This window comes from Parapedobacter flavus (assembly GCF_035818675.1).
In the GTDB taxonomy this organism is placed as follows: domain Bacteria; phylum Bacteroidota; class Bacteroidia; order Sphingobacteriales; family Sphingobacteriaceae; genus Parapedobacter; species Parapedobacter flavus.
Map to the genome: position 1 here is coordinate 34,119 of NZ_JAYKZZ010000025.1, position 16,583 is coordinate 50,701.

A 16,583-nucleotide genomic window follows, 5' to 3' on the forward strand; every position below is an offset into this window, starting at 1 on the left:
ATAATCGAATAAAATGATCATTTGATCTCCACCTGCAACGGCGATGCTTCTTTGTTCTTTGTTGCCTGTAGGTACCCGAACCAGTCGCTAGCCGACATAAATTTACCGGCCCTGTCCCAGGCACCGCCATTGTAATACACAATGGGTTCGCCATCACGGACGGTAAGTACCGACAGGTACTGCTTGGGCTGCTCGATGAACTGTTCGAATTGACCGTCTGCCAGGACCACGCCCACACCGGTAGTGCCATGCTTATCGTCCGTTGGCTCCCAATAACCAAACAACCCGCTATCGGGTTCGTTAAGCAGCGTGCCTTCCTCGGCCCGGCGGGATACGCCAATCGCTACGGGAAGTGTGCCATCGCCATCGATTGTAAAGGTTACTTCAACCCGGTTCAACTGGGAGCCCACATCCAAGGTATAGCGTTTGGTGACAGACACCGTTTCCTCGCCCACTTGCCAAGGGTCATAATCCAGCTGGAACGTGGTGCGCAACGGGCCGTTGTCCAATACCTCATGCCCACGATAGTGTTTCGAATAAACGACCTCGTCTCCCACATATGGGGCAAGATCGCCCGCGCCCAATGTCATACCCACCGAATAGTAGTCCATGCCCTCCCCGTGGTCCGTATGGTAGTCGCCATTGGCATACCATTTATCCACCACCAAATCGGTGGTACGTTTCGACCACAGGTCTATACCATGTGCATCGTCGGGTCGGCCCTCTAATGCTTTTCCATACATCCGGAAGGCAACGACATCGTTCTCCCAGGCAAAGTCGTCATACCGTTCGGGCACGTACCTCGCGAATGTCTTCGCTGCTACCGGCTCGGGGGCGGATTTCTCGACCGCCAGCGTGACATCGCCCGAGGCCGGCACCGACACGTAAAGCAATACATTTTGTGGAGCGGAAGCGCCTTCGGTTTCCAGTTGGTAGGGTATTTCCGTGCCATTCGTCACATCTACCACCTTGAATATACTATCGGGCCCAAAAGCGGCCACAAACTCCCCGTAGGGAACAGCGACAAGCTCATGCCGCTCCATGTTCAGCGGGTTTGTCACCACGATAGATTTGGACGGTTCACCGCCCCCGCAAGCCATTGCCGCAACGGCAAATGGCAACAAACTATAAATTGCTAACTTGCTCTTCATCGCCTTTTTGTTAGTTATTTGAGATCTGCAATGGCACACCCGTCCATATCGCCATAGTCCATGTTTTCGCCTGCCATGCCCCAAATAAAGGTGTAATTGCTGGTGGCTGCTCCTGCATGTACCGACCATGGTGGTGAAATGACCGCTTGTTCATCCTGCATCCAGATATGACGGGTCTCCTGTGGTTGACCCATGAAATGACTTACCGACTGCCCCTCAGGTACTTCAAAATAAAAATAAACTTCCATGCGTCGGTCGTGCGTATGCGCCGGCATGGTATTCCATACGCTGCCTTTTTTCAGCTCGGTCATGCCCATCTGTAACTGGCAGGTATCGACTACGCCAGCCACGAGCAGCTTATTGATAACGCGATGGTTGGCGGTTTCCAAGCTGCCAAGTTCTACGACTTCTGCTTCTGCCTTGGTTACCTTTTTTGTAGGGTAGGCATGGTGTGCCGGAGCTGAATTAAGGTAAAACTTAGCTGGGTTGGCGGCATCATCGCTCGAAAAGATAACCGCTTTGCTGTTCTTACCCACATACAGCGCCTCCTTGAAATCCAGTGTATAGACAGTACCATCGACGGTCACCTGCCCGCTGCCCCCTACATTAATGATGCCCAACTCGCGCCGCTCGAGAAAATAAGGTGCTTTCAAGGCGTCGATGGTTTCCAACTCAAGGGGCTTGTTTACCGGCTTGGCACCTCCGGCAATATAGCGGTCGTAATGGGTATATACCAATTGGATTTCATCATCGGCAAATACCGTTTCAATCAAGAAGTTTTCTCGTAGGCCCGTAGTGTCCAAGCCTTTTGTTTCCGTAGGTCCCAATGCATAGCGGGACTCATAATGTACGCTCATGTCGTTTTTTGTTGATTTTATATTTTGTTTTAGTATAAGCTACCAAATGCCCGGCAACGCGACTAAGGTAAGGACATTTTACAAATGATGCAAACGTTTACACGATTGTGACTGAACCTTCGGGACGGTTGCTGTTGGTTCACCAACGGCTCGTCAATCAAGCAGTTGCTGCGGGGTATTCGTAGGCCCGTGTTTACAAATGAAACTTGATTCCCTGCGCCAGCGGCAACGTATCCGAATAATTAATCGTGTTGGTTTGCCGCCGCATATACGCTTTCCAAGCATCCGACCCCGATTCGCGGCCACCGCCCGTTTCCTTTTCACCACCGAATGCCCCGCCGATTTCCGCACCTGAGGTGCCAATGTTGACGTTCGCGATTCCGCAATCCGACCCGCCCACGGCAAGGAACTGCTCAGCCTCACGCAGGTTGAGCGTCATGATGGCCGACGAAAGGCCTTGGGGCACGTCGTTCTGTATGCGTATGGCATCATCAAGCGTAGCGTATTTCATGATGTATAGTATGGGCGCAAAGGTTTCCCTTTGCACGATGGCCATATCCGGCGAAACTTCTGCAATGCAGGGCTTTACATAGCAGCCCGATTCGTATCCATCGCCGGTAAGCACGCCGCCTTCAACGATAAAGCGGCCGCCCTCACGTTTACATTGGGCAATCGCCGCCTCGTAGTTTTTCACGGCGCCGCGGTCGATCAAAGGCCCTACGTGGTGATGTTCATCCAGTGGGTCGCCGATACGCAGCTGCGCATAGGCCTTGGCCAATCGCGCCTTAAACACGTCGTATACCGCCTCATGGATGATCAGCCGGCGCGTGCTGGTGCAGCGCTGCCCCGCCGTACCCACGGCGCCAAACACAGCCGCGGGTAGAGCGACATCCAGGTCGGCGTGCTCGGTAATGATCATGGCATTGTTGCCGCCCAGCTCCAAAATGCTTTTGCCCAGCCGTGATGCCACGGTGGCGGCAACCGCTTTGCCCATCCGGGTGGAACCCGTAGCCGAAACCAACGCAATCCGGCTGTCGCCGGCCAGCCGCTCGCCGAGCTCCCTACCGCCCTGCACTAAACATGAAACCCCATCGGGCATGCTATTCCGGGCCAACACCGCCGCGATGATGGCCTGGCAGGCCGCCCCTGTAATCGGGGTTTTCTCCGACGGCTTCCACACGCAAACATTGCCGCAAACCCAGGCTATCGCTGCATTCCAGCTCCACACAGCCACCGGGAAATTGAAGGCCGAAATAATACCCACCACACCCAATGGATGCCACTGCTCATACATCCGGTGGCTCGGCCGCTCCGACTGCATGGTGAGGCCGTAAAGTTGCCTGCTCAACCCGGTGGCAAAATCACATATATCAATCATCTCCTGTACTTCGCCAAACCCTTCCTGGAGGCTCTTGCCCATTTCATACGATACCAGCATACCAAGGTCCTGTTTGTGTTTACGCAATTCTTCCCCCAACTGCCTAACCATTTCGCCGCGTTGGGGTGCCGGTATCCGTCGCCAATCGGCAAATGCCGACGTCGCTCGGTCTACAACTCCATCGAATGCCTCGGCGGTGGTTTGCGCAACCGTTGCGATGTGCTGGCCGTCGACCGGCGAGACGCTGTCCATCAGGACTTCATTCGTCGTCCCGCCCCTCGCCCCTGTGCTCCAAGCTGGATTTTCCTTTTTTACTCCCAACCGGTCGAGTATCTTCGAAATATCAATTGCTTCATTCATGGTAATCTTGGTCTTGCTTGGTGATATGCTAATACCCAAAGGTACACTTTTCGATTAGTATTGCGTATCTTTGCAACGTTATTTGGAACCCACGGGTGGAAAATGAGTAAAAGAACGCACTGAGGTAGGGTTGACGCGGCTTGGTTTGTTGACAACGGAGCATGTCGTAAACGATTGATTTTCTACAGGTTTTACATGCTTCGAGTAAATTGTTGAAAACTTGTGTTGACAATATCATCCAACAAGCCCTATTTTGTTATCATCAAAACGCGACAGTAGTGAGGTGCGCTAAGTGTTAGTTCTTAAACAAGGAGTATAGATGGAAGACGATTTCGAATACGGGCCCGCCGAAGACCCGAGGCTTTCGGTGGAGCGCTACGAAGAAATGATTCGCAATAAGGATCAATACTTTTTTGATACGCAGGCTTTTGAGGGGATCATTGACTACTATATGGAGAAGAATGACCCGATCAAAGCACTACAGGTTGTTGATTATGCGGTTAGCCAGCATCCGTTTGCGGCCATGTTTTACCTCAAACAAGCGCAGTTGTTTGCGGTGACGAACCAGTTTTCGCTCGCCCTCGATGCATTGGACAAGGCAGAAACCCTGGAACCGTCGGAAGGAGACATTTACCTGATCAAAGGCGGTATACTGGGCAGCTTAGAGCGTTACGACGAAGCGTTTCGGAGCCTCAATAAGGCATTGAAGCTGGCCGAGAACCCCGATGACATCTATTTGCAGATCGCGCTTTTACACCAAAGCAAAGGCGATTACGATAGCGCCGTCCATTTCCTGAAACGCTGCCTGGAGCAGAATATGGAGAACCAGGATGCCCTGTATGAGCTGGCTTTTTGCTACGACGTGCTGGATCGCCAGGAAGAGAGTATCGGGTTTTATAAACAGTACATCGATAACGACCCCTATTCATACGCGGGGTGGTATAACCTCGGCAATGCCTACCACAAACTAAGCCGATACCCCGAGGCCATCGATGCCTACGATTACGCTATACTCATCAAAGACAACTTTGCTTCGGCCTATTTTAACAAAGGGAATGCATTGGTAAACCTCGACAAGTACAGCGAGGCCATCGACGTCTACAAACAGACCTTCGAATACGAGCCCCCGGGCGCGGAAACCTATTGCGCCATCGGCGAATGTTACGAGAAGCTGGAACAGATGGATGACGCGCGCTCATATTATAAGAAAGCGGTTAAAATCGATGTGGCGCTGGCCGACGCGTGGTTCGGAATCGGCGTAACGTTAGACTATGAAGAACGGTATTTCGAGTCGCTGCACTTCTACAAGAAAGCGCTTGACCTGGAGCAAGACAACCCCGACTACTGGTTTGCCATTGCCGATGCACGATACAAACTCAAGCAATTCGACGAAGCGGAGGCTGCCTATGAAAAGGTGGTGGAGCTAAACCCCATCGATTTGGAAGCGTGGCTTGACTATTCGTCTATCCTTTACGAGCGCGACAAGTTGGAGCGGGCGATAGAAACCATTGCCGAGGCCATCAAGAACAATCCAGATGGCGCCGAACTGTACTACCGCATGGTGGCCTATCTCATTGCCGCGGGTAGGTATAACGAAGCATTGAACTACCTCGAGCTGGGGCTGGGCGCAGACCCGAAAAAACACGCCGTCCTGTTTGAGTACCTGCCACAACTTCGCGACAACAAAGCCATCGCCGAGGTGGTCAAGAAATACATGCCCTAACCCATAATTTATGGTAGATGGCCGTCGGCACGCGCACCCTTTGTATAGGCAGATTTCAGATTTTTTTCAGATTTTTTCTGCTTTTTTGCCTATAATATCTCATTTTCGCCGTTAAACAACTCGCATATAGATGAACTTTCAGCTTAATAATGTTCCTTCACGAACGCAAAAGCCCCGAAATAACGGGTTAACGATGGTTATGGACAAGGGGCTAAGCGTACGCCAGGCCGAAGACCTCATGGCCGTGGGCGCTGCGTATATCGATTTTGTGAAACTGGGGTGGACCACCGCCTATATCATCCCACAACTGGAGGAAAAGCTGGCCGTTTATCGCGACGCAGGCGTACATCCGTATTTCGGCGGAACCCTGTTCGAGGCGTTTGTCGCCCGCAATCAGTTCGACGAGTTCCTCCGCGTGGTGGACAAATACCAGCTGGAGTATGCCGAGGTCTCCGACGGGTCCATCACACTGCCCCACGAGGAAAAATGTGAATACATCGCTAAAGTGGCGCAACACACCATCGTGATCTCGGAGGTCGGGTCGAAAGACAACACCAAAATCATGGCTCCCTACAAATGGATTTCGCTGATGCGGGCCGAACTGGAGGCCGGCACATGGCGGCTGATCGCTGAGTCGCGCGAAAGTGGTAACGTAGGCCTCTACCGCGAGTCGGGCGAAGTGAGACAGGGGCTTGTCGACGAGATACTCAATGAGATCCCCAACGAGAAAATCATTTGGGAGGCCCCTTTAAAAGCACAACAGGTGTATTTCATTAATCTGGTGGGGCCCAACGTCAACCTCGGCAACATCAATACCAACGAAATCATCGCCTTGGAGACCACCCGGATGGGACTCCGTGGTGATACGTTCCATAATTTTATTTAGCGATGAAGAAGTTCGGGCTGATCGGCTTTCCCCTGGCGCATTCCTTTTCCAAGAAATACTACGATGCGAAAATCGAGCGCGAGCACATCCCCGATGTAGGCTACGAACTGTACCCGATCCCGGCCATTACGGATTTCCCTGGGCTGATCGAAAAGGACCCGCTGCTGATGGGGATCAACGTAACCATTCCCTATAAAATTGTGGTAATGGATTACCTCGACAAGCTGTCGCCCGAGGCCGAAGCCATCGCTGCGGTCAATTGTATCCGCATCGAGCGACAAAACGGCGGTAAGCCCGTGCTCTCCGGCTACAACACCGATGTCTATGGCTTTGCCGAATCGTTGCGACCCCTGCTTAAGCCCCACCATGATGCCGCGCTCGTGCTTGGCAACGGAGGAGCAGCCAAAGCCGTCTGCTATGCGCTCGGCCAGCTCGGAATCGCCCATACGGTCGTCTCTCGGTCGCCGCAACAAGGACAGCTTGCGTATGCGCAGCTGGATGCTACCGTCATCGGTATTCACTCCCTCATCATCAACACCACCCCGTTGGGTACGTTCCCCCATGTGGCAGACTGCCCCGACATTCCCTATCACCTGCTAGACGACCGGCACCTGCTTTACGACCTCGTTTACAATCCGCCGGAAACAGCGTTTCTGAAACAGGGGAAATTACGTGTGGCGGCGATTAAGAACGGACTTGAAATGCTCGAACGCCAAGCCGAGCGAAACTGGGAAATATGGAACGCCGGCGGATAAAGACGTCTTCTGGGCTATGGGTTGCCTCTTTCCTTCTCCTCACCTTCTGCGCGTGGGGGTGCCAGCAGCATTATTCGCCCAAGCCACGGGGGTATTTCCGTATCGAGCTCCCCGAGAAAGCTTATACACTTTTTTCCCCTGCCGACTGCCCCTACACCTTCAACATACCCGTATACGCAAAAATGGAACCCGACCGGTCGGCCGGTGCGCAGCCCTGCTGGGTGGATGTTCACTTTCCCCAGTTCAACGCCCGCATCCACCTGAGTTACATGGCTGTTTCCAGTCCGGAAAACTTCAATCAACTGGTGGAAGATGCCCGTACATTCGCCTTCAACCATACCGTTAAAGCCACAGCCATCGACCAGCAGCGCATCCGCCGCCCCGAAGCCGGCGTATATGGGCTCAAGTATGAAATCAGCGGCAATACCGCCTCCAACATCCAATTTTTCGTTACCGACAGCACGCGCCACTACCTTCGGGGGGCGTTGTATTTCCACGAGAAGCCGCGGCTAGACTCCATACAGCCGGTATTGGAATTCCTTAAAGCCGATATCGATACGTTGATTGGCTCCCTGCGGTGGAAATAAAACTCAAAAGCCCTACATTTGCCTTTATGATCCGCATTAAATCGTTCGTTTGCAATCCTTATCAGGAAAATACGTATGTGTTATCCGATGACACCGGGGCCGCGGCCATCGTCGATCCCGGCATGTATGGCCCGCAGGAAGAAAAAAAGCTAAGCGATTTCATCAGCGCCGAAGGGCTGAAGCCGGAATTGTTACTCAATACGCATTGCCACATTGACCATGTACTGGGCAACCGGTACGTATACGATACATATGGTCTCCTGCCACAGTTCCATGAGGGCGAGTTGCCCTTACTCGTAGAGGTACAGAACTATGCCCCCCAAATGGGCATACGCTACGACGTATCGCCCATAGCCGAAACATTTCTCCCGGCCATCGGCACCGTCACGTTCGGGGGGCAGGAGCTGGCGCTTATCTTTGCTCCCGGCCATTCGCCCGCACACCTCTGCTTTTACAGCAAAGCTGAGGGGTTCCTTATCGGGGGCGATGTCCTTTTCCGGAACAGCATCGGCCGTACCGATCTTCCGGGAGGCAACCACCAACAGTTGTTGGATAGCATCGCCCAGCAGCTCTACGTGCTGCCGGAAGATACGGTAGTGTACCCGGGCCACGGACCGGAGACCACTATCGGGCATGAAAAGAAAACCAACCCGTTCATCAGGGGGTAGCTTATGAATACCGCACTGTATTTCGCCAAGCGTTACCTCTTCTCCAAAAAAACGGTCAATGCCGTCAATATCATTTCCGGTATCAGCGTGGTGGGCGTGTTGGTTAGCAGTGCATCGCTCATCATCATCCTGTCGTTTTACAACGGACTGGAAAAGCTGGTCCTTTCTATGTTCGGCGCATTTGCGCCCGAACTCCGTATCGAGCCCGCCACGGGCAAGGGCTTCGTGGCGGATTCGGTCCTCAGGGGGCTATTGAAAAGCCGGACAGATGTACACAGCTACCGCGATGTGCTCCAGGAGCGTGTATTGCTGCGGTATGGGGATGCCCAATACATCGCCACCATCAAAGGGGTGTCCACCGATAGTACGATGCCACAACACCTGGATACGCTGTTGCAGCGCGGACACTTTGCACTGCACCACAGCGGCGAGGACTACGCCGTGATGGGCGCGCGCGTGCAGGGCATGTTGGGTGTATCGCTGGACGACGAGTCGCGCCTGATTGAAGTTTTTTCACCGCGTAAAGGCGGTACGCCGGGGGGTCTCAATCCAACGGATGACTTCACCATGCGGACCATCCGGCCCAGCGGCGTATTGCAATACCAACCCGAGTTTGACGACCTGCTGATTGTACCCCTTGCATTTGCGCGGGAGGTGGTGGGTGAGTATTCGCGTGTGTCGGCTATCGAGCTCAACCTCGTGCCCGGCAGCGATATCACCAAAGTGCAACGGGAGCTTTCCGCCGCGCTAGGCGATAATTATGTCATCAAAGACCGTGAGCAGCAAAACCCCACACTATACAAAATCGTGCGCACCGAAAAATGGGCCGTTTTCGTCATCATTGCATTTACGGGCATCATCGCGCTCTTCAATATCGTGGGCTCGCTGACCATGCTGGTCATCGACAAAAAGAAAGACATCTCCGTACTGATGGGCTTGGGGGCGAACAATGGCCTCATCCGCCGTATTTTCTTTTACGAGGGATTGCTCATCTCCCTCATCGGCTGCGTGGCCGGGTTGGTACTGGGCCTGCTTTTTTGCCTTTCACAACAGGCTTTCGGCTGGGTACGGTTCGGCGAAGGGGAAAACCTGATTACTGAAGTTTATCCGGTGGATATCCGGTATAGCGATTTCCTGCTGGTTTTCCTTACGGTATTTGTTATATCTGCGCTTATTTCGTTGGTGTCGTCGCGCCTCAGCGTGAAGCAGACCGTGCGGTTGTCTTGATGTGGGCGTGCTTTTTCGGCGACGGGCGACTAGACTACGTTTACCACAACTTTCGGAATATACCTGAGGTCGCTATCCACGGCCGCCGGATTAAAGGAAGGAAACGATGAGCAGCATATCACCATTTTGATTTAGGGCTTCCGCCGGTAGGGCCAATTTTTTCAATAACAACTTAATCTAGGCTCGCTTGGTGATTTAGACGTTGTGCTTCAGATACCCATGTATCGCTAAAGTAATAAACGGAAGTGCCAAAACAAACCCACAAATGACTTTGTCCACTTTAGTCGGAATGAAGGAATACCGTTCACTGCGTCCGTCGGTTTTAGATGCTTTGGCTAATGTAAAAATGATATAATGAAGAATAAACCAGCATAGTGCATAACTAGGAATACCTGCCAGCAACAGTATCTTCCCTCTTTTAGCCAGCGGATCACCCTTCATTATATATTCGTTTAAAATACCCATAATCCCCGATAAATCGAGAAACGAAAAAAACAAAAAACAAAATGAGACAGATAACACCATCCTCGATGATATCCATGGAGAGAAATTGTTTTCATTCTTCGATATCATTGAAAAAAGCACGTAATAACACTTATAGATCAGTGAAACCATTAAGATAGTTGTTTACTGCTACACCACCAAGTCCAGCTTGCGCTAAATTCTGCCAATTACCTTCATCAAAGTATTCCCGGCCATTCATAAGCAATCTTCAGCAGTAATGCCTAATTCCGCATTTATATATTCGTTATTTCGGTTGCTGGCGAAACCGTTTGATGTCATCAATTCTTTTACTTTGTCAATTTCAGTACTAGCTGTTGCCGGGATAAAAACTCAACCGCCGGCGATTGATTGCGTAGGTATTCGATAATGAAGGATGTATCAGTTAGTATCATTCCTTGCGCCATGCCTTCTGACGTAAGCTCTTGGTGTAAGTTTCTGTCTCCGTCACCGCTGCGAAGGGGGTAGCGTCTTGGATTGCATCATCGCTGTCGACCTCAAAGTTTATCACATAGCCATCGTCCTCCGCATTTAATCGCTTAAAAGACAATGCATCCTGCGTATCGGGCAAAACAAGCGCAAGTAATTCATTTACATAATCCTGCGTATTTTTCCCGAAGCGCTGTGCACGTTCGGTAATCCGTTCTTGCAATCTTTTATCTTTTATTTTGACGGTCAACATAATAACCTTCTTTTTATATTTTCAAATATAGCCAAAATCGGTTAGCAACACCACTCTTTGGTTATACATCACATTTCCAATCCGTGCTGATGGGCGAACGACGGTCTCGAAATCTAAGCGTTAATTTTTCGGTTTTGGGGAGGGGGCTTGGCCCTTGACCGCTTCAATAACATCCGGCTTTCCGACTACTTTGGTCACTGGCTCTATACTGATAATCCTTTTTAACAGGAAAACGTTATAGTGGTCAAACTTCAGGGTATGGGGCGTTATACCTTGTAAAGACGCTGGCTTTTCATTAACTTCAAACTCTTCCCACTCACCCTTAAGTACCCAGAACTTCCCGACATACGCTTTGTTGTACCAAATAGATACATCGTTGGATGCTTTGAGTTTATCCATGTCGATTTGGGGTTCAGATTTGGCCCCCGAAAATATATGGCCTATCGAGTGATAAAACTCATTTTGTGCTCCTTTCGCCAACGAAGAAGAAAGATAAACGTCGTTAAACATATAAATGTACGGGTGATTGCTTACGAGGTCTCTGAAATGTAATGCACTGGTATAGGGCCTCCATTGCGGAGTTTTTTATCATTTGGCAGCATTTGATAGGAAAAAAATCTTCGGCAGACCCCATGCTGAAGCGCTCAATGACCTTCCCTTGTGCATCGATGCTATCGACCGCGGGCGGGCCCGGTACTAGAACGTTCTGACCGCCCACCAAATATACAAGAAGAACCTCTTTCTCTACAATCCCTTTACGCTCATATTGGAACTGGGCATATGCAGGATCAACGCGCAGAGTTAACATAACAACAATAAATAGGCAACAAATTCTGAAAAAAATGCACATGTCTATTCAAGTTATTAAATAAAATCTCACCAGTTTAAGAATCTTTGAGGTAAGAAAACGGCTTTTTATGCGCAGGCCCCAACCGATGGATTACCGATTCCGCTGCCGGCTTTTGTTGCCTTCGGAAATCTGGCGGATAAAGTTTCCCCAAGCGAACGGACTCAAAAGCGGATTGGCCATGCGCTGGTTCACCGCCTTGTTGGTCAGGCCGATGTGGTTTTGCGTAGCGCTGTAGCTTTGTATTTCCTGTGCACTGCGGGGAGTCACCGCCGCCAGTGCCGCCAGCGATTCCGGCGAAAGGTTCTTCTTCGCCACAACAATGTCATCATCTGCTATTTCGAGCGACATGAATGCCATGTTGAACTCGTCGATACTGGCCCACGGATAAGGGGTTACCATGGGCAACTCCTTGAGCTCGGCCGTCATCTTTACCATCGCGGTGTATTTATCTTCAGGCACCTTGGGAATGGTTACACGCGCGGAGAGGTAACCCACGGAGGTGAAAAGGACCGTATCTCCTTCGTGAGCCACAAACGAAAAATAGCCTTGGTGGTTGGCGTTTAATGTCTGGTTCTTGTAAGATAGATTGGTAACCGACACGTAAGGCACAACGACATTGGTGTCGGCATTGTGAATAACCCCACTGAACTGCACAAGCTTCTTTTGCTGGGCAAACGAAGCCCCCACCGTTCCAACGGTAAACAAAACAATTAGTATGTTGCGGAATATCCTCATAGCTATTCAACAAAGCTACGTATTCGTATGTTTGTACCCCGTTAAATAATGTTAAATTGCCAAATCGGGCTATCCACCCATCCGCGGCATGGGCATGGTGGCGTTCGGATCGTCCATGTCGGTAATGTTGATGGCCTCCACGGCGGTAACCTCCGGAACGGCCTTCCTGATGGCTTGCTCCAAACCCGCCTTGAATGTCATGATGCTCATGGCACATGAAGCACAGGATCCCAACAGCTTTATCTTCACCACGTTTTCTGTCGTAATCTCTTCGATGCTCACATTCCCCCCGTCCGTTTCGAGATACGGCCGGATGGATTCCAAAGCCTGTTCTACTCTTTCCCGTATTTCCATAACCTTTGTGATTATTACAAGGTGGTAAAGATACGGATATTTTCCCAATTAATGCATACCACGCTCCATCTGTTAAACTCTGTTAAACTCCTTGGCACCACCACTTTTTCGGATTACCTTGCCCCAAAAATATAATTGACAAGTATTTTAAATTCACTTATCTTTGCAGGATGTTTATAAACAGGCGAATAACGGCATGGATTGCCGGGGTGTTCTTGGTGGTGATGGTTGCCGGGTGTAAGAGCAGATTTGAAAAGCTGCGTGCCAGCAACAACATTGCCCAGAAATATCAGGAGGCGCTGAAATATTACAACAAGAAAAAATACAGTAAAGCCCTCATCCTGTTTGACGATCTCGCGCAGCGGTATCGGGGCCAGGCCGAAGCGGAAGATCTATACTATTACGGGGCTTATTCGAACTATTACCTACGCGACTACACATCGGCACGGTTCTATTTCAAGCAGTTTACAGATACCTACCCGAATAGCGCCCGCGCTGAGGAGTGCCGCTACATGGGCGCTTATTGTTATTACTTGGAGTCGCCCAAGGTGGGGCTCGACCAGGAATATACCTACAGGGCCATCGAAGCACTGCAGCTTTTCATCAACCTCTATCCGGATAGCGAGCGAGCAAAGGAAGCGGCGGGCCTCATAGACGATCTGCGCGACAAACTCGAAACCAAGGCCTTCAAGAATGCCAAACTCTACCTCGATATGGGGTTGGATGGCGACTACCGCGCAGCGGTAATCGCGTTTGAAAATGTACTGATAGAATTTCCGGACACAAAATATGCGGAAGAAATGGAGTTCCTGAGCATCAAGGCGCAGTGCCTGTATGCCGAGCAAAGCCGTATGGCAAGGCGGGAGGAACGTTATGGTGAAGCCCTTGATTTTTACGCCAATTTTGTTGCGGATTATCCGGAGAGCTCATTCCGCAAAGAGGCCGATCAGCTCAAACAAGATGCTGAAAAGGGCATTGAAGAAGCGCAGAAATACGCGGCACAGGTTGCCGCGGCAACCGCCGAAGCGGAACCGGAAGAAGCAATCGAAACAACGAATTAAAAGAATATATTTCAAAAGATATGAGTACTCAAGTTAGCAATACAACCCCCAACACAACGGTTACCCGCGATTTACGGGAACTGGACAAAAAGACGGACAATCTCTACGAGTCCATCGTTATCATTGGGAAACGCGCGAATCAAATCGCGGTAGACGTTAAAGAGGAGCTGAATGGTAAGCTTGCCGAGTTTGCAACCACCAACGACAACCTAGAGGAGGTGTTTGAAAACCGTGAGCAGATTGAGATTTCTAAACATTACGAACGCTTACCCAAACCCTCGTTGGTGGCTATCGACGAATTCCTTAACGACAAGGTTTACTTCAGAAATCCCGATACGGAAAACGAAGCGTAGTGAGCATCCGGGGAAAGAACGTCCTGCTGGGTGTATGCGGTAGTATTGCCGCTTACAAATCGGCACACCTCACCCGCCTGCTGGTCAAAGCCGGTGCTAAGGTGCAGGTGGTGATGACTCCCGACGCAACGAATTTCATCATGCCGCTTACGTTAGCCACCTTATCGGGCAACCCGGTATTGGTAGACTATTTCCATCCCGCCTCCGGCGAGTGGAACAACCACGTGCACCTCGCGCTGGCAGCTGATGCGGTGGTTGTGGCGCCGGCAAGTGCTAATACGTTGGCCAAATTTGCGCAGGGACTGTGCGACAATCTCCTTTGTGCCATATACCTGTCGGCAAAATCACCGGTCTTCGTGGCCCCGGCGATGGACCTCGATATGTGGCAACACGGTAGCACGCGGTCTAATATCGATCGCCTCAAGGCCTTCGGTAACCACATTATCCCCCCCGGAGAAGGGGAGCTGGCCAGCGGCCTAGCCGGAGAAGGGCGCCTTGCCGAGCCCGAAGAAATCCTTGCTTTCCTCGATGCGCATTTTTCCGCGCCGCAGCCATTGGCCGGAAAAAAAGCGCTGGTCACGGCCGGGCCGACCCACGAGGCCATCGACCCCGTACGGTACATCGGCAACCACTCAAGCGGGAAAATGGGATATGCCATTGCCGCCAAGCTGGTGGGTTTGGGTGCCGACGTGACGCTGGTGAGCGGCCCAACGGCATTGCCGGTGCCACATGGGGTAGAAATGGTTCCGGTCACCTCGGCAGCCGACATGCTCAATGCCTGTATCACCCATTTCACCGATGCCGACATTACGGTGATGAGTGCCGCCGTGGCCGATTTCACACCGAAGAATGTGGTTGATCAGAAAATCAAAAAGGGCGGCGAACACCATCTTGCCTTGGAGCTCATCAAAACCACCGACATACTGGCTACGTTGGGTCAACAGAAACGGAAAGGGCAGGTGCTTGTGGGCTTCGCCCTGGAAACAGACGATGGCCGCGCCAGCGCCCAGGAAAAGCTCCGCCGGAAAAACCTCGATTTTATCGTACTCAATTCAACCCGCGATGCGGGCGCCGGTTTTGCCGGCGATAGCAACAAAATCACCGTCATCGGCCAAGACAACACCATCGAAACGTTTGCCCTGAAGCCCAAGACGGAAGTCGCTGCCGACATCTGCGCACGCATCATTGCCTTGGTTAACGCATAAGTTGACTAGACGCCCGCACATCCAGCCGCACTGGAAGCATGATGGTTTCAATTTCCCGATGCTCTTTTCGTTCAATCAAGTCCACAAGCATATCCGCCGCTTGGCTGCCGATTTCGAATGCGGGCTGGTACACAGTAGAGAGGGGCGGCGTAAGCATTCCCGCAAACTCGGTATTGCTGAAGCCAATGAGCGCAAGATCGGTTGGAATACGGTAACCCAACTCGTGCAATGCGCTAAGGCTATGGGTAGAAAGCTGATCGGTTGTGGTAAAGAGGGCCTCGGGCTGATCGTGCATGGCGAAAAACGACCGTATATTGGCGGCTACGCTTGCCTTTAGTGTTTCACGATCCGTCGGCGCACAAAGCCGTACATATTCCGTGCGGTAGTCAATCCCATTCGCAACCAGCGCTTCGCGGTAGCCCGCGCCCCGCTGGTCGGCGAAATAGATATCCGGACCAATATTGAGCATCGCGATACGGCGGTAGCCGTTGTCAATCAAATGCTGGGTGGCCAAGAAGGCTCCCTCACGGTTATCGATGCCTACCTGATGGGTGTTGGGCCGCTCACTGATCCGATCGAAAAACACAACCGGCATACCCGCCGACGCCAATTGATCAATATGCGACATGTCTACCGACTCTGCAGAGGGCGAAATCAACACGCCCTCGACACCTCGGGCCACCAGCTGCTTTAGGCACGCTTGTTCCTGGAGCAAAGACTCCTTACTCTGCATGATGATGATGTCATACCCCGACGCCACACAGGTGCCGTCAATACCATCAAGCATCCGCGAAACGAAGCTGTTGTCTATGGAACACACGACAACCCCTATGGATCCGCTTTTGCCTTCCTTGAGGCTTTTCGCCATCCGGTTCGGAAAGTAATTGTTCGACTGGGCGAAATCGACCACGCGTTTCTTGGTCGCCTCGCTAATTTCATAGCTGTCCCGCAATGCCTTGGATACCGTAGAAACGGATAGACCCAACGTCTTGGCGATATCACGTAATGTTATGTTAGGCATGCTACAAACGTCATGAATCGATAAAGATAAGTATTCCTAGTCTAATCGCACCATGCTGCGAAAACCTTATCTTTGTCGAAGGCTTTCAGTATGAGGTTATGAATAAATACTTGCTTCGGGGAATTATTGGCACCGCTTCAGGGCTCGCTTTTTGTATGCTTGGCTTGTATCTCATGCGTAGCGAATTTTTAGGCTATAAATGGGTATTGGTAATTGGGGTCGTCATTTT

19 protein-coding genes are annotated in these 16,583 nt (G+C 51.3%); 9 read left to right on the top strand and 10 right to left on the bottom strand.

The window, feature by feature from the left end:
• Positions 1–17: 17 nt before the first annotated feature.
• The 3 genes from U9S71_RS17915 to amaB all read right to left on the bottom strand — a co-directional run bounded on the left by U9S71_RS17915 (position 18) and on the right by amaB (position 3,746).
• Positions 18–1,151, bottom strand: coding sequence for a BT3233 family polysaccharide utilization protein (locus U9S71_RS17915; RefSeq protein WP_326329076.1), 1,134 nt, complete (start codon positions 1,149–1,151; stop codon positions 18–20).
• Between the two features lie 14 nt (positions 1,152–1,165).
• Positions 1,166–2,008 carry a 5-dehydro-4-deoxy-D-glucuronate isomerase gene (gene kduI / locus U9S71_RS17920; protein WP_326329077.1) on the bottom strand — a complete coding sequence of 281 codons (843 nt, stop codon included), beginning with the start codon at positions 2,006–2,008 and terminating at the stop codon, positions 1,166–1,168.
• A gap of 193 nt (positions 2,009–2,201) precedes the next feature.
• Positions 2,202–3,746, bottom strand: coding sequence for an L-piperidine-6-carboxylate dehydrogenase (gene amaB / locus U9S71_RS17925; protein ID WP_326329079.1), 1,545 nt, complete (start codon positions 3,744–3,746; stop codon positions 2,202–2,204).
• 319 nt (positions 3,747–4,065) lie between these two features.
• Between amaB and U9S71_RS17930 the strand changes: the two genes are divergently transcribed.
• From U9S71_RS17930 to U9S71_RS17955, 6 genes are all read left to right on the top strand, one after another.
• Positions 4,066–5,469 carry a tetratricopeptide repeat protein gene (locus U9S71_RS17930; RefSeq protein WP_326329080.1) on the top strand — a complete coding sequence of 468 codons (1,404 nt, stop codon included), beginning with the start codon at positions 4,066–4,068 and terminating at the stop codon, positions 5,467–5,469.
• A gap of 130 nt (positions 5,470–5,599) precedes the next feature.
• Positions 5,600–6,355, top strand: a complete 756-nt coding sequence (locus U9S71_RS17935) for a phosphosulfolactate synthase (protein ID WP_326329081.1) — start codon at positions 5,600–5,602, stop codon at positions 6,353–6,355.
• 2 nt (positions 6,356–6,357) lie between these two features.
• On the top strand, positions 6,358–7,110 hold the full coding sequence (locus U9S71_RS17940; protein WP_326329082.1) for a shikimate dehydrogenase family protein: 753 nt from the start codon (positions 6,358–6,360) through the stop codon (positions 7,108–7,110).
• Positions 7,092–7,697 carry a gliding motility lipoprotein GldD gene (gldD, locus tag U9S71_RS17945; RefSeq protein WP_326329083.1) on the top strand — a complete coding sequence of 202 codons (606 nt, stop codon included), beginning with the start codon at positions 7,092–7,094 and terminating at the stop codon, positions 7,695–7,697. The genes U9S71_RS17940 and gldD overlap by 19 nt, the downstream gene beginning before the upstream one ends.
• Positions 7,698–7,723: 26 nt before the next feature.
• On the top strand, positions 7,724–8,365 hold the full coding sequence (locus U9S71_RS17950; RefSeq protein WP_326329084.1) for an MBL fold metallo-hydrolase: 642 nt from the start codon (positions 7,724–7,726) through the stop codon (positions 8,363–8,365).
• 3 nt (positions 8,366–8,368) lie between these two features.
• The gene (locus U9S71_RS17955; RefSeq protein ID WP_326329085.1) at positions 8,369–9,592 is read left to right on the top strand and encodes an FtsX-like permease family protein; all 1,224 of its coding nucleotides are present in this window, start codon (positions 8,369–8,371) and stop codon (positions 9,590–9,592) included.
• 195 nt (positions 9,593–9,787) lie between these two features.
• On the opposite strand, the gene U9S71_RS17960 is transcribed toward U9S71_RS17955, so the two are convergent.
• The 6 genes from U9S71_RS17960 to U9S71_RS17980 all read right to left on the bottom strand — a co-directional run bounded on the left by U9S71_RS17960 (position 9,788) and on the right by U9S71_RS17980 (position 12,714).
• The gene (locus tag U9S71_RS17960) at positions 9,788–10,033 is read right to left on the bottom strand and encodes a hypothetical protein (RefSeq protein ID WP_326329087.1); all 246 of its coding nucleotides are present in this window, start codon (positions 10,031–10,033) and stop codon (positions 9,788–9,790) included.
• A gap of 258 nt (positions 10,034–10,291) precedes the next feature.
• Positions 10,292–10,420 carry a putative polyvalent protein kinase domain-containing protein gene (locus U9S71_RS21100; protein ID WP_436410339.1) on the bottom strand — a complete coding sequence of 43 codons (129 nt, stop codon included), beginning with the start codon at positions 10,418–10,420 and terminating at the stop codon, positions 10,292–10,294.
• Between the two features lie 64 nt (positions 10,421–10,484).
• Positions 10,485–10,775 (bottom strand): hypothetical protein, encoded by a 291-nt coding sequence (locus U9S71_RS17965; RefSeq protein ID WP_326329088.1) that lies wholly within the window; start codon positions 10,773–10,775, stop codon positions 10,485–10,487.
• 120 nt (positions 10,776–10,895) lie between these two features.
• Positions 10,896–11,285, bottom strand: a complete 390-nt coding sequence (locus U9S71_RS17970) for a hypothetical protein (protein WP_326329089.1) — start codon at positions 11,283–11,285, stop codon at positions 10,896–10,898.
• A 430-nt stretch (positions 11,286–11,715) separates the two neighbouring features.
• Positions 11,716–12,360, bottom strand: coding sequence for a hypothetical protein (locus U9S71_RS17975; protein ID WP_326329090.1), 645 nt, complete (start codon positions 12,358–12,360; stop codon positions 11,716–11,718).
• 69 nt (positions 12,361–12,429) lie between these two features.
• Positions 12,430–12,714: a NifU family protein gene (locus tag U9S71_RS17980; protein ID WP_326329092.1), complete on the bottom strand. Its 285-nt coding sequence runs from the start codon at positions 12,712–12,714 to the stop codon at positions 12,430–12,432.
• Positions 12,715–12,884: 170 nt separating this feature from the next.
• Here U9S71_RS17980 and U9S71_RS17985 point away from each other — a divergent pair, with 170 nt between their 5' ends.
• From U9S71_RS17985 to coaBC, 3 genes are read left to right on the top strand one after another with little or no spacing between them, the layout of a single operon-like run.
• The gene (locus tag U9S71_RS17985) at positions 12,885–13,775 is read left to right on the top strand and encodes an outer membrane protein assembly factor BamD (RefSeq protein WP_326329093.1); all 891 of its coding nucleotides are present in this window, start codon (positions 12,885–12,887) and stop codon (positions 13,773–13,775) included.
• 20 nt (positions 13,776–13,795) lie between these two features.
• Positions 13,796–14,128, top strand: coding sequence for a DNA-directed RNA polymerase subunit omega (locus U9S71_RS17990; RefSeq protein WP_326329094.1), 333 nt, complete (start codon positions 13,796–13,798; stop codon positions 14,126–14,128).
• Positions 14,128–15,333, top strand: a complete 1,206-nt coding sequence (coaBC, locus tag U9S71_RS17995; protein WP_326329095.1) for a bifunctional phosphopantothenoylcysteine decarboxylase/phosphopantothenate--cysteine ligase CoaBC — start codon at positions 14,128–14,130, stop codon at positions 15,331–15,333. The genes U9S71_RS17990 and coaBC overlap by 1 nt, the downstream gene beginning before the upstream one ends.
• Here the strand turns inward: coaBC and U9S71_RS18000 are convergent.
• Positions 15,323–16,354 carry a LacI family DNA-binding transcriptional regulator gene (locus U9S71_RS18000; RefSeq protein ID WP_326329096.1) on the bottom strand — a complete coding sequence of 344 codons (1,032 nt, stop codon included), beginning with the start codon at positions 16,352–16,354 and terminating at the stop codon, positions 15,323–15,325. The two genes, coaBC and U9S71_RS18000, sit on opposite strands and share 11 nt — an antisense overlap.
• Positions 16,355–16,583: the final 229 nt, after the last annotated feature.

Excerpts from the sequence above, each read along its gene's own strand:
- U9S71_RS17915 (WP_326329076.1), bottom strand. The coding sequence starts at position 1,151 with ATGAAGAGCAAGTTAGCAATTTATAGTTTGTTGCCATTTGCCGTTGCG.
- kduI (WP_326329077.1), bottom strand. The coding sequence starts at position 2,008 with ATGAGCGTACATTATGAGTCCCGCTATGCATTGGGACCTACGGAAACA.
- amaB (WP_326329079.1), bottom strand. The coding sequence starts at position 3,746 with ATGAATGAAGCAATTGATATTTCGAAGATACTCGACCGGTTGGGAGTA.
- U9S71_RS17930 (WP_326329080.1), top strand. The coding sequence starts at position 4,066 with ATGGAAGACGATTTCGAATACGGGCCCGCCGAAGACCCGAGGCTTTCG.
- U9S71_RS17935 (WP_326329081.1), top strand. The coding sequence starts at position 5,600 with ATGAACTTTCAGCTTAATAATGTTCCTTCACGAACGCAAAAGCCCCGA.
- U9S71_RS17940 (WP_326329082.1), top strand. The coding sequence starts at position 6,358 with ATGAAGAAGTTCGGGCTGATCGGCTTTCCCCTGGCGCATTCCTTTTCC.
- gldD (WP_326329083.1), top strand. The coding sequence starts at position 7,092 with ATGGAACGCCGGCGGATAAAGACGTCTTCTGGGCTATGGGTTGCCTCT.
- U9S71_RS17950 (WP_326329084.1), top strand. The coding sequence starts at position 7,724 with ATGATCCGCATTAAATCGTTCGTTTGCAATCCTTATCAGGAAAATACG.
- U9S71_RS17955 (WP_326329085.1), top strand. The coding sequence starts at position 8,369 with ATGAATACCGCACTGTATTTCGCCAAGCGTTACCTCTTCTCCAAAAAA.
- U9S71_RS17960 (WP_326329087.1), bottom strand. The coding sequence starts at position 10,033 with ATGAAGGGTGATCCGCTGGCTAAAAGAGGGAAGATACTGTTGCTGGCA.
- U9S71_RS17965 (WP_326329088.1), bottom strand. The coding sequence starts at position 10,775 with ATGTTGACCGTCAAAATAAAAGATAAAAGATTGCAAGAACGGATTACC.
- U9S71_RS17970 (WP_326329089.1), bottom strand. The coding sequence starts at position 11,285 with ATGTTTAACGACGTTTATCTTTCTTCTTCGTTGGCGAAAGGAGCACAA.
- U9S71_RS17975 (WP_326329090.1), bottom strand. The coding sequence starts at position 12,360 with ATGAGGATATTCCGCAACATACTAATTGTTTTGTTTACCGTTGGAACG.
- U9S71_RS17980 (WP_326329092.1), bottom strand. The coding sequence starts at position 12,714 with ATGGAAATACGGGAAAGAGTAGAACAGGCTTTGGAATCCATCCGGCCG.
- U9S71_RS17985 (WP_326329093.1), top strand. The coding sequence starts at position 12,885 with ATGTTTATAAACAGGCGAATAACGGCATGGATTGCCGGGGTGTTCTTG.
- U9S71_RS17990 (WP_326329094.1), top strand. The coding sequence starts at position 13,796 with ATGAGTACTCAAGTTAGCAATACAACCCCCAACACAACGGTTACCCGC.
- U9S71_RS18000 (WP_326329096.1), bottom strand. The coding sequence starts at position 16,354 with ATGCCTAACATAACATTACGTGATATCGCCAAGACGTTGGGTCTATCC.